Source organism: Brevundimonas sp. (assembly GCF_018608325.1).
GTDB lineage: Bacteria > Pseudomonadota > Alphaproteobacteria > Caulobacterales > Caulobacteraceae > Brevundimonas.
Map to the genome: position 1 here is coordinate 1 of NZ_JABAZW010000181.1, position 12,415 is coordinate 12,415.

10 protein-coding genes are annotated in these 12,415 nt (G+C 65.0%); 5 read left to right on the forward strand and 5 right to left on the reverse strand.

Annotation, left to right across the window (positions count from 1 at the left end; translation table 11 throughout):
* From QZ281_RS18120 to rpsT, 5 genes are all read right to left on the reverse strand, one after another.
* The coding region (locus QZ281_RS18120) for an AAA family ATPase (protein WP_292231035.1) at positions 1-484 on the reverse strand (484 nt) is incomplete at its 3' end.
* 37 nt (positions 485-521) lie between these two features.
* A complete protein-coding gene (locus tag QZ281_RS18125; RefSeq protein ID WP_292231037.1) occupies positions 522-1,058 on the reverse strand; it encodes a hypothetical protein in 537 nt (178 codons plus the stop codon).
* Entirely contained in the window at positions 1,055-2,173 is a 1,119-nt protein-coding gene (dnaN, locus tag QZ281_RS18130) for a DNA polymerase III subunit beta (protein ID WP_201100837.1), read from the reverse strand. The genes QZ281_RS18125 and dnaN overlap by 4 nt, the downstream gene beginning before the upstream one ends.
* Positions 2,174-2,368: 195 nt before the next feature.
* The gene (gene dnaA / locus QZ281_RS18135) at positions 2,369-3,844 is read right to left on the reverse strand and encodes a chromosomal replication initiator protein DnaA (RefSeq protein WP_292231040.1); all 1,476 of its coding nucleotides are present in this window, start codon (positions 3,842-3,844) and stop codon (positions 2,369-2,371) included.
* 455 nt (positions 3,845-4,299) lie between these two features.
* The gene (rpsT, locus tag QZ281_RS18140) at positions 4,300-4,569 is read right to left on the reverse strand and encodes a 30S ribosomal protein S20 (RefSeq protein ID WP_201100839.1); all 270 of its coding nucleotides are present in this window, start codon (positions 4,567-4,569) and stop codon (positions 4,300-4,302) included.
* Positions 4,570-4,793: 224 nt separating this feature from the next.
* Between rpsT and QZ281_RS18145 the strand changes: the two genes are divergently transcribed.
* The 5 genes from QZ281_RS18145 (at position 4,794) to metK (ending at position 12,202) form a co-directional block, all read left to right on the forward strand.
* Positions 4,794-6,062 (forward strand): hypothetical protein, encoded by a 1,269-nt coding sequence (locus tag QZ281_RS18145; RefSeq protein WP_292231045.1) that lies wholly within the window; start codon positions 4,794-4,796, stop codon positions 6,060-6,062.
* Positions 5,960-7,306, forward strand: a complete 1,347-nt coding sequence (locus QZ281_RS18150; RefSeq protein ID WP_292231047.1) for an ATP-binding protein — start codon at positions 5,960-5,962, stop codon at positions 7,304-7,306. The genes QZ281_RS18145 and QZ281_RS18150 overlap by 103 nt, the downstream gene beginning before the upstream one ends.
* 178 nt (positions 7,307-7,484) lie before the next feature.
* Positions 7,485-10,157 (forward strand): TonB-dependent receptor, encoded by a 2,673-nt coding sequence (locus QZ281_RS18155; RefSeq protein ID WP_292231050.1) that lies wholly within the window; start codon positions 7,485-7,487, stop codon positions 10,155-10,157.
* Positions 10,158-10,442: 285 nt separating this feature from the next.
* Complete coding sequence (locus tag QZ281_RS18160; RefSeq protein WP_201100842.1) at positions 10,443-10,796, forward strand: helix-turn-helix transcriptional regulator; 354 nt, start codon at positions 10,443-10,445, stop codon at positions 10,794-10,796.
* A 203-nt stretch (positions 10,797-10,999) separates the two neighbouring features.
* Positions 11,000-12,202, forward strand: a complete 1,203-nt coding sequence (gene metK / locus QZ281_RS18165; RefSeq protein WP_292231053.1) for a methionine adenosyltransferase — start codon at positions 11,000-11,002, stop codon at positions 12,200-12,202.
* Positions 12,203-12,415 lie beyond the last annotated feature (213 nt).

A 12,415-nucleotide genomic window follows, 5' to 3' on the forward strand; every position in this document is an offset into this window, starting at 1 on the left:
CACGCAGGGCCTTCTCATAGACAGACACGCTGGCGGCATGGTCGGGGTCGGCGGCGAAGACCAGACGGTCAAAGAACTTCAGCCGCTCGGCGCGAGCATCCGAGAACAGCCGGTCCTGTTCAGGCGTGGCCCAGACCGGGCGCAGGTAATCTAGCAGCCGACCGGGCTGAGCCGTTTCGCCATCGATGCGGACAATGCGGCGGGACGCCCCCGCCGTCTGCACGCCGGTGCCCAGCCGCGTCTCGTCGTCCAGTTCAACCATGACGGCCCAGGCGCGCCCGACCGCCTCGCCCGGTTCGCGTCGGCCCATCTCGGCGGCCGTTGCCCCGCGAAGACCCTTGCCGGGGGTCAAAAGGCTGACCGCCTCCAGCAGATTGGTCTTGCCCGCCCCGTTCGGCCCATGCAGCACGACCGGCCCAGCATTGAGCGCCAGCCGTGCGCCCGCATAGGAGCGGAAGTCGGTAAGGGTCAGGGAGGAAATCAAGGAAGCGGAGCTTTCGTGGCGCCGGACAGCCTATGGGTCATCCGTAGCGGACGCGCCACTGCTCCAGCAGTGTCGAAAGCGGTTCGGGCGCCAGCCCGATGTTCCGTGGGAAACTGCCATCGATCGACAAGCCGCCAGACCTGTTCACCTTGGACACCAGTTGGCCTGCAAAGGGCGACCCCGCCTTGAGCCGCCACACCGCGTGAAGCGGAACGCCGCCGACGGACTGACCATCCAGATCCTTCGTCGCAGCCTCGCTGTAGAGGTCGAAGCCTTCAACCTCGCTCCACGGGATCAGCCCCGGCGACAAGGGCCCGGTCAGTTGAAACCCCTCGGTCGTAAGGATCAACTTCGGCGGTCTGACGAGGGCCAGCACAGAGGCCCCGGCGGCGGCGGCCAGACAGATCACGCCCACCCAGCTCCACAGGATGTCGATCAGGTCGGTCGCCTCGCTGATGAACCACAGCCCCAGGGCCGCCGTGGCCGCAAAGGCCGCCAGCGACCAGGCCACGACGCCGCGCGACGTCGTCAGCACCAGACGTTCGCCAGTCAGTTTTTCGTCAGCGACCGTCACACCCGCAGCGGCATCAGCACATACTGGACGCCCGGATCGCCGGGATCGAGCACCAGGGTCGGCGAGGCCGGATCGGCGAAGCGGAAGGCGGCGTTTTCACCGGTGATCTGGCCCGCGACGTCCAGCAGATAACGGGCGTTGAAGCCGATCTCGAACGGTTCGTCGGAATAGCCGATCTCGACCTCTTCCTCGGCCTGACCGGCCTCCATGTTGCGTACGGTCAGCTTCACCCGGTCGTTATCGAAGGCCAGCTTCACCGAGCGGCTCTTCTCCGCCGAGATGGTGGCCACGCGGTCGACGGCCTTGGCGAACAGGGCGTTGTCGATGTCGGCCTGCTTGTCATTGCCCTTGGGGATGACGCGCGAATAGTCCGGGAAGGCGCCGTCGATGACCTTGGAGGTCAGGGACGCTTCGCCCAGTTGGAAGCGGATCTTCTGGGCCGAGACCTGCACCTCAACCGGGCCATTGGTGTCGTCCAGCAGGCGGCGGACCTGATCGACGGTCTTGCGCGGCACGATGACGCCGGGACCGCCCGCAGCCCCTTCCGGCGCCGGGGTTTCGGCCAGGGCCAGACGGTGGCCGTCGGTGGCGACGGCGCGCAGCAGGGGAATGCCCGCCTCTGCGACCGTGTGCAGATACAGGCCGTTCAGATAATAGCGCGTCTCTTCGGTCGAGACCGCGAACCGTGTCTTGTCGATCAGACGGGCCAGGTCTTCCTTAGGCAGGACATAGGACGCGCCTGCGCTCTCGGTTGACATGACGGGGAAGTCGCCTGCGGGCAGGACCGGCAGGTTGAAGCGCGAACGCCCGGCGGAGACGACCAGACGCGGATCATCGCCCGAATAGAGCAGCGAGACCTCGGCGCCTTCCGGCAGTTTGCGCACGATTTCGTACAGGGTGTGGGCGGGCGCCGTGATCTGGCCCTCGACCTGGACCTGGGCCTCGGCCTCGTCGACCATCTCCATGTCCAGATCGGTGGCCGCAAAGGCCAGCCGGTCCCGACCTGCGCTCAGCAGGACGTTGGAGAGGATCGGGATGGTGTTTCGACGTTCAACGACGCTCTGCACGTGGCCCAGGGCCTTCAGGAGCGCGGATCGTTCGATAGTCAGCTGCATGTCGTCTCGCCCGGAGACGGCGCCTCCCCGGAGACGCCGCGATTGAGGGGTTTAGACACTAGCGAATTAAGCGCGCTGAGCAAGGAAGCGGCTTGTGGTTAGTTGTTCTCGACGCGTGGATAAGTGATCGGACCGGGGGACGGAGCGCAAATTCCAGCGAACCTGTCGCCCCTGCGCCCCGCAAACCCCTCGAAATCAGCCCCGCAGCTTGCGGGTCAGGGCCTCGACGTCGCGGGCGATCTGGTCGTCCTGCGGCATAAGCTCCTCGATCTTGCGCACGCCGTGCAGGACGGTCGTGTGGTCGCGGCCGCCGAAACGACGGCCGATGTCGGGATAGGAGCGGGTCGTGTGCTGCTTGCACAGATACATGGCGATCTGGCGCGGGCGGGCCACCGAACGGGTGCGACGCTCCGACAGCAGGTCGGCCTGTTTCAGGTTGAAATGTTCGGCCACCGTCTTCTGGATTTCATCGACGGTGATGCGGCGCTCAGGGCCGCCACGCATGGCCATGCCCAGCAAGGTCGAGGCTTCATCGACCGAGACGGCCGACAGGCGCGAACCCGCGGCGGCGGCCAGGGTGTTCACAGCGCCTTCAAGCTCACGCATCGAGCCCGGGGTGCGGTCGACCAGTTGCGCCAGTACGTCCGGGGCGGCCTCGCCCTGAACCACGCCCAGCGCGGACAGGGCCCGCAGACGGTTCTGGGCCACGGCGATCTTCAGTTCGCGGTCGCCCGCCTCGACCGGGCAGGTCAGACCGGCGGCCAGGTGGCTGCGCAGGCGCGGCTCGACATCGGTCAGGGCCATGGGCGCGCGGTCAGCCGAGAAGACGATCCGTTTGCCGTCCTCGATCAGGGCGGTCAGGGTCGACAGCAGTTCTTCCTGGGTCGAGGTCTTGCCGCCCACGAACTGGACGTCGTCCAGCAGCAGCATGTCAGCCGAACGCAGGCTTTCCTTGAAGGCGGCGGTCGAACGGTCCTGCATGGCCTTGACGAAGGTGGACAGGAAACGCTCGGCGGTCAGATAGACCACCTTGGCCTGGGGCCGCAGACGCTGGACCTCCCAGGCGATGGCGTTCAGCAGGTGGGTCTTGCCGTAGCCATAGGGGCCGCAGAAGAAGACCGGGTTGAAATGACCGTCAGCCCAGCTGGCGACCTGTTTGGCGATGGCCAGGGCGAAGGCGTTGCCCTGGCCTTCGATGAAGCTGTCGAACGTCAGACGCTCCTGCAGACCGGCGGCGCGCACGGCGCGGGCGCTGTCGGCGACAGGAGCGATGGTGGGGACCGCCATATTGGCCGAAGACAGGGCCGCCAGACGCGGAGAGGCGTCCAGCACGTGACCGGCCGGAACGGCGGTCGCGGGCGCGGGCGAACCCACCTCGGCGCGGCAACGCACGTCCAGACGGCGCGACAGGCCGTCCAGGCCCAGCCACAGCTCGTTCATGCGGCGCAGGGCGTTCTTGCGCACCCAGTCACGGGCATAGGCGGTCGGGGTGACCAGGATCAGCTGACCAGCGGAATCCACGCGGACAGCCGAAGGCGCGACGTAGGAGTTGAACGGGCCGTCGCCGATCTCGGCGCGCAGGCGCACGGACGCCTCACCCCAGATCCGATCCAGATCCGTCGTCTCCAACCTGTTCGTTCCGCCTGCCACTGCCGCTGCGCCCCCAACCATATTTCAGCCACTCGCTGCAAAAACCAATCCGAACCTCGGCGCTTCAGGGCGATGGTTCAGGGACGACTTCTCCTGCGCCGAAAAGCGATGCTTTCCGGACGGGGCCGAACTCTTGAACAGACATCTCCCGCCAACGCGAAACTACAGTCTCGCGCCGTCTTCATCCGTACTGGGATGGAAGTGCGTTAGAGGCCAAAACTTACGCTCAGAGCCTCTTGGGTCAACGGAGATTCGTTGGCTGATTCGCAGTTAAATTGTTTGACTCCGACAAACCCTGCGCCCGCTTGAGGAATTCCGGATTTCACCCCAGCGGGGCGACCATTTCGACAGCTTAAGAGTTAACGTCACAACGCGAAACGGCGAAGGAGCTTACGCTCCTTCGCCGTTGAAATCGCTGGAAAAACCCGTAACAGAACGACGATAGACGTTCCGTATCAGGGATAATCCTTAATGGATCAGGCTGCCGACAGCTTCTTCAGCTGGGCGGCCAGACGCGACACTTTGCGCGATCCGGTGTTCTTATGAACGACGCCCTTGGAGACAGCGCGCATCAGCTCGGATTGAGCTTCGACGAAAGCGGTCTTGGCGACAGCAGCGTCGCCGCCGGCCAGAGCTTCTTGGAACTTGCGCAGATAGGTGCGAACGCGCGAGCGACGCGCCTTGTTCACTTGGGTCCGCGCTTCGATCTTGCGGATCGCCTTGCGGGCGCCGGGGTTGTTGGCCATGTCAAACCTTCGAACGGAAAACGCCGCGGAGCACACGTCCACGGCGCGGAAATCTCAAGAGGGCGGGCCTATAGCCGATAGGCCGGGATCGGTCAACGCGGAGTCTGACTCCTCGCCTCGCGGCCGACGTCCGCCAGTGACGGTCGGGGTTCGCTACATAGCCGTCTGATAAACCTTCGTTCAACACACCCTATGGCAAAGGTCGTGGCTAACACGGAAGTTTCATGTCGCGTCCCAGACACTCAGTTTTGACCGTTCTGACCGTCCTGGGTCTGACGATGTTGTTTGCACAGGGCGCGCAGGCGCAGCCGCCCGGCCCTGTGCGGACCCCGTTGGAGCTGGCCGCCGCCGTGGAAAAACGCGCCGCCGCGACCGATTTCGCCGCCCTGGACGCCTTTGGCCGCACGGCGATGAACCGTCATGACCGCGAGGGCCTGCAGCGCCTGCACCACGTCGCCTGGATTCTGCTGAACCAGGGCGAGTTTGAACAGGCCCGGACCTGGAACGACCGTCTGGGCCAGGCCGCACGGCTTCAGAACGATCTGCGATACCAGCAGGTCGCCAGGCTGAACGCGCTCAGCCTGCGTTATAATCAGGGCGAGACAGGCGTCGCCGAAGAGATGCGCCAGATCGCCGCGACCGAACAGGACTGGTTCGCCAGGGCGCACGCCACCCGTCTGTGGGCCCTGGCCCTGATGGACCGCGACAAGATCGGCGAAGGCCTGAAGCTGCTGGCCGACGCCGACGCCTTCATTCCCGACACCTCTCCCTATGCGGAAACCGCGCAGGCCGGGCTGTGGGAGATGACTGGTCTGGGCCTGATGAAGCTGAACGACATCGACGGCGCCACCGCCGCCTTCGGTCGCTTCGAGATCGACCTGGCCAATCCCGCCTATCCGCGCCCCGACTTCGACGCCATCTATAATCTGGCGCGGCTGTCGACCCAGTTGGGCGACCCGGAACAGGCCCAGCGCCTCTATATGGCGCACCACAGGCTGACCCTGCGGGCCGGCCTGCCCAGCCTGGCCATCTATGACGCCAATCTGTGCGTGACCACGGCCGAGGCGCGCCACGCCCCAAACGATGTCCTGGCCTGTTTGGCGCCCTATGGTCAGGACCTGGGCGCGGCCTCCTTCCTGGCGGCCAACCTGCTGCCGTCGCGGGCCATCGCCTACGCCCAGACCGGACGGCTGGCGGAGGCGCGCCGGGACCTTGCGGCCATCAAGGAGCGTATCGCCGCAGGCCAGTACCGGGATCGCAACAGCTACAAGCTGGGCCGCATCGAAGCCGAAATCCTGTTCGCGGAAGGCAAGCCGCGAGAAGCCTATGAGACGCTGCGCGACTACGCCCCCGCCGCTATAGCGCCGGCATCCGTCAGGTCACGGGCGACATGCAGCAGCAGTTGGCCGAACGACGCGCCCAGTTGGAGACCGCGCGGGTCAACACCACCCTGCAGCGCGATGTCATCAAGGCCCAGAACGGCGGCATGGTGATCGCGGTCATCTTCGTGCTTTCGGCCCTGGCGGCGATCTTCTGGCTGTGGCGTCAGGCGGGGCACCTGCGGGTCGCGCGCCGCCGCGCCGAAGACGCCAGCCGATCCAAATCCGAGTTCCTGGCCAATATGAGCCACGAAATCCGCACCCCTTTGAACGGCGTGGTGGCCATGGCGGACGCCCTGTCGCGCACCGCCCTGCAGCCGCGAGAGCAGGAGATGGTCGACGTTATCCGCACATCCGGGGTGACGCTGGAGCGGCTGCTTTCCGACATTCTGGACTCCGCCAAGATCGAGGCGGGCCAGATCGCCATCGAACACGCCGCTTTTGACCTGAGCGACACGGTGCGCGGCGCTGTCGCCCTGTATCGTCCCAAGGCCGACAGCAGGGGCCTGCCCCTGCAGGTGCAGATCGACCCTGCGCTTGAAGGTCTGGTCGAGGGGGATGTGGTGCGCCTGCGGCAGGTCCTGTCCAACCTGATCTCAAATGCGCTGAAATTCACCACCGAAGGCTCTGTCTCCGTCAGCGTCGATAAGACAGGACCGGATCGGGTTCGGTTCACCGTCACCGACACCGGCTGCGGCTTCGACACCGAACTGAAGGAGCGGATATTCACGCGCTTCCAACAGGCGGACGGCTCGATCACGCGTCGCTTCGGCGGCACGGGCCTGGGCCTGGCCATTTCACGCCACCTAGTCGAACTGATGGGCGGGACGATGGACGGCGATGGCGTGCCCGACAAGGGCGCACGTTTCTGGTTCGAACTGCCATTGCCGACCAGCGCCACGCCGATCGTCACAAACACCGAAGACAGTCAGGATCTGGATGCGGCCGCCTTCCCCGCCCGCATCCTGCTGGCGGACGATCATCCCGCCAACCGCAAGGTGGTGGAGATCATGCTGGCGCATCTGCCCACCCAGCTTGTCACCGTCGATGACGGCGATGCGGCGGTGGCGGCCTTCCGCGACAGCGCCTTTGATCTGGTGCTGATGGACATGCAGATGCCGGTGATGGACGGGCTGAGCGCGACCACAGCCATCCGCGCGCTGGAGCAGGATCAGGACCGTCCCCGCACGCCGATCATCATGCTGACCGCCAACGCCCTGCCCGAACATGTGACGGCGAGTGCGGCGGCGGGCGCCGACACCCACCTGACCAAGCCGATCACCCTGCACAGTCTGCTCGACGGCATCGCCGCCGCCGTCGAGGCGGCCGCGCATCACCGGCAAGCACAGACCGTCTGAACGGTTTTCCAGATCGGGCCAAACGCTCTTTAACGGCCCATTTCTGGATTTCCGTCGCTCGAAATTCACCGGTGTTGAAACCGCGCAACGCTTTCCAAAACTTCATTAATTTGGCCGTTTTGCCGCCACGATTGGCGCGCCTCCAGAGGACTGATCTACGTCCCGCGGAACACCTTTCATGACCCTTTCGGCCCTGATGCTGCTCGCTCTGGCTCCCAATGCCGAAGCCGTGCAGGTGCAACATCCCCAGACCGACGAACCCGTTGTCGTCCTGCCCGATGTCGAGGTGACCACGACACGGCGCGGCGTGGCGCTGGGCGGTCAGGAGCCGATCGTCTCTTACGATTCCGCACAGATTCAAGCCTTCGGCGCGACCAATATCGGCGAACTGGTGTCCCTGCTGGAGGCCCAGACCCGCAGCGCGCGCGGCGGTGCGCCTGTCTTCCTGGTCAATGGTCGACGCATTTCCGGCTTCCGCGAAATCCGCGGCCTGCCGCCCGAGGCCATCGAACGTTTCGACGTCCTGCCGGAGGAGACCGCCCTTTCTTATGGCTACAGCGCCGACCAGCGGGTCGTGAACGTGGTGCTGAAGGCCGATTTCCGCTCCATCACCGCCTCGGGCACCGTCACCCGCCCGACCAGCGGCGGCCAGACCGTTCTGGACAACAGCGACAACGTACTTCGCATCGCGGGCTCAACCCGCTGGTCGATGGACCTGAGCCTGAACTCGCAGACCGCCCTGTTCGAGACCGAGCGCAACATCGACCGCAGCAAGACCACCGACCTGTTCGACCTGCAGGGCAATATCGGCGGCCTTCCGCGCGGCGGCCAGATCGACCCCGCCCTGTCGGCTCTGGCCGGACAGACGGTCACGGTGGCGGGCGTGCCGGCCAGCGCGGCGGGCGGCGCGCCCTCGCTGAACGACTTCCTCGGCGCGGCGAACAGCCCGCGTCAGGGAGATCTGAACGCCTATCGCACCCTGCTGCCCAACACGGGATCGGCGGAAATCTCCGGCACCTTGAAGAAGGACCTGAACCGCGACATCGGCGCGACATTCAGCGGCAGCTACAAGAACGCCTCCAGCCTCAGCTATCTGGGCCTGCCGGGCGTGGCCCTGACCCTGCCCTCCGGCAATCCCTACTCGCCCTTCGGCGATGATGTGCAGTTGTTCCGCTATCTGGACCGGCCGGATGCGCTGAAACGCGAGGTCGACACCCAGACGGCGGGTGTCGGCACAGTGCTGGACGGGTTTGCAGGCGACTGGCGCTGGACGCTGACAGGCGCCTATGACTGGGTCAACACCAAGACTTCGACGGGTCGCGGGGTTGATCCTGCCGCCCTTCAGGCCAGCCTGATTGCCGGCGACCCGACCGTGAATCCGTTCGGCGATATCGACGGGCGCGTGACCGACCGCCTGCGCGACACGGCCAAGTCCACCTCCAGCGTCGCCAACGCCGAGCTTGTGGTCAATGGCAAGGCCTGGAGCGGCCCGGCGGGCGACCTGACCTCGACCTTCAAGGTCGGCGCCCAGCATCAGTCACTGGATTCCGAAAGCGTTCGCAACGGCGTCGCTGACGACCGCTCGCTTTCGCGCGACCTGGGACGGCTTCAGGCCAACTTCAGCCTGCCGATCGCCAGCCGTGATCGGGGCGTTCTGGCCAAGATCGGCGACCTGTCGGCCAACCTGAACCTCGCCTATGACGAACTGTCGGATTTCGGCGGCGTCAGCACCATCGGCGGCGGCCTGAACTGGTCGCCGGTCCAGCGCCTGTCTTTGGGCGTCGACTATTCGGACGCGGGCAAGGCCCCGACCATGCAGCAGCTTAATGACCCGACAGTCTCGACGCCGAATACGCCCGTATTCGACTTCAGGACCGGCGAAACGATCGAGGTGGCCTATGTCACGGGCGGCGCCCCCAATCTGAGCGCCGAAAACGCCCGCTCGCTGAAGCTTAGCGCCAACTGGCAGCCGTACAGCGCCCGCGACCTGCGCTTCAACCTGGCCTATACGCGCACCGACACTGACGACCAGATCGCCAGCTTCCCGACCATCACCCCCGCCCTGGAAGCCGCCCTGCCCGAACGCTTCCAGCGTGACAGCGACGGAACCCTGCTGTCCATCGACGCCCGCCCGCTGAACTTCAGCCGTCGCGAGCAGCAGGATGTGCAATGGGGCTTCAACTTCTCGCGCCCCTTCGGCAAGCCCAACCCGACGCCTGAACGCGGCCAACGAGGGCCCGGCGGACAAGGTGGCTTTGGCGGCGGTGAAGGCGGACCGCGCATGGCTGGTCCCGGCGGCCCCGGCGGTCCGCGTGGACCGGGCGGCGGCGGCGGACGTGGCGGCGGCGCCGGAATGCAGCCCGGCCAGGGCATGTTCAACCTGTCCCTGACCCACACCTGGCGACTGCAGGACGAGGTGACCATCCGCGACGGCCTGACGCCGCTGGACCTGCTGGACGGCGACGCCATCGGCGGCAACGGCGGACAGTCGCGTCACGAGGTTCAGCTTCAGGCCGGGGCCTTCCGCAACGGCCTGGGCATGTTCGTCAACGCGAACTGGCGCGCGGGCACCCACGTCAACAGCACCGACGCCACATCGCCGAACCTGGATTTTTCTGGTCGAACCACGATTAATTTATTCGCATTCGCAGATTTGACCCAGAGGACGAAATGGGTCGAAAAATTCCCGGTTCTGAAGGGCACGCGCATCGGTTTTGGCGTGACCAATATCTTCGACGACCGCGTCTCGGTGACCTCCAGCGACGGACAGACGCCGCTCAACTATCAACCCGATTTCCTGGACCCGACCGGACGCACCTTCCGCATCAACCTGCGCAAGATACTGTTCTAACGACAAGCTTCAGCATTCACAGAACAACGGTTGTGAACCTTACACGCACAACGGCATTATGAATCGCGTTGGACTAACTGCAACGAGGAAGACCAATAGACAAAGAATTGCACAACGCTAAGTAGCCGCCTTCGTCACTGACAGGAATGTTTATACAACTCTCCCGATAAGGGAAAGGTGCCGATATTCCCTTGGTATTCGCCCCTTACTGCTACGCTTTTTGCTTGACGCAGGCAGGTTTTTGGGGCCTCACGCGCTCAACCGCCTAGTATCTTGAAGGCCAAGATGAACGACCTAGTAGACCCCGTAGACGTCGCGATCGGCACGCGTATTCGCGCCCGCCGCGAAGAACTCCGCATCACCCAGGCGCAACTTGCGGCTGGCGCCGGTGTGACTTTCCAACAGATTCAGAAGTACGAACGCGGCGTCAACCGCGTGTCCGCAGCCCGTCTGCTGCAGATCGCCGCCGTTCTGAAATCCACCGGCGCCGCCCTGCTGGGCGAGCTCGATGGCGCAGAGGGTGACGAACTGGCTCTGGCCGCTCCGGGCGCTGCTGAACTGCTCTCGACCTTCCGCGACATCCAGGACGCCGAAAAACGCGACGCCCTGCTGTTGGTGGCCAAGAGCCTGCGTCAGTAAGACAATGCCCGGCGCGCCTTTCGGCGCCGCCTCGGCAAACCAAGACCGACAAGGCGCGCCCTTCACAGGGTGCGCTTTTTCTTTTTTACGCCCGAGATACAACCTTTTCGCGGCAAGAACGAAACGTAGGCACATCCTCTATCTTGAAGATATAAGCATATCTTTATATGTCTAACGGTCTGACCATCAGACAGGAGCCTTCCTTGGCCCGTTCCTCCTTCCTCTTCACCTCGGAAAGCGTTTCCGAAGGGCACCCTGACAAGGTCGCCGACCGCATCTCCGACACCGTGGTGGACGCCTTCCTGGCGAAGGACCCGGAGGCGCGCGTGGCCTGTGAGACGATGGTGACGACGCAACGGATCATCCTGGCGGGCGAAGTTCGCGCCACCCAACCGGGCAACACCAAGGAACAGAACGAAGCCTTCACCCAGGGCATCATCGACAGCCTGGAGCCTCTGGTCCGCGCGGCGGTCAAGGACATCGGCTATGAACAGGACGGCTTCCACTGGGAAACCGCCGAATACGCCTGCTATCTGCACGCCCAGTCCGCCGACATCGCCATCGGCGTGGACTCGACCAACGAAAAGGACGAGGGCGCAGGCGATCAGGGCATCATGTTCGGCTATGCCTCGAACGAAACCCCGGAACTGATGCCGGCCACCCTAGCCTACAGCCACAGCATTTTGAAGAAGCTGGCGGAACTGCGCCACGCAGGCGGTTCGATCCTTGAGCCGGACGCCAAATCGCAGGTCACCCTGCACTACGAAGGCGGCAAGCCCGTCCGCGCCACCTCAATCGTGGTTTCGACACAGCACGCCAAGGGTAAGACCCAGGCCGACGTCGCCGCCGTGGTCAAGCCGGTGGTCGAAAGCGTACTGCCGCAAGGCTTCATCACCGACGAGACCGTCTGGCACATCAACCCGACCGGCATCTTCGAGATCGGCGGCCCTGATGGCGACGCAGGCCTGACGGGCCGCAAGATCATCGTCGACACCTATGGCGGTGCGGCTCCGCATGGCGGCGGCGCCTTCTCGGGCAAGGACCCGACCAAGGTGGACCGTTCAGCCGCCTATGCCGGCCGCTACCTGGCCAAAAACGTCGTCGCCGCTGGTCTGGCTGACCGCTGCACCATCCAGATCAGCTACGCCATCGGCGTCGCTGCGCCCCAGTCGATCCACGTGGACCTGCACAACACCGGCAAGATCGATCCCGCCGTGCTGGAACGCGAACTGCCCAAGCTGATCGGCGGCGCCACGCCACGCGGCATCCGTGAACATCTGAAGCTGAACAAGCCGATCTACGCCCGCACTACGGCCTACGGCCATTTCGGCCGCGAACCCGACGCCGACGGCGGTTTCAGCTGGGAAAAGACCGATCTGGTCGAGGCGCTCAAGGCCCTCGCCTAGTCGACACTTGTTCCGGCCTGGCGATCACCAGGCCGGACACACATCTCAGTCCGCCAACAGACCCTGATCGCGCAGGGTGTCGGCCAGTTCGCCCGGCCCGGTCCACAGGCGCGTATAACCCGCCTCGCCCAGCCGCTTCAGCTCCGTGACCAGATCCGCCTTGGGCGAGGCGACGAAACGACCATCAAAGCCGCCGCCGTCCGCCGAGACGCG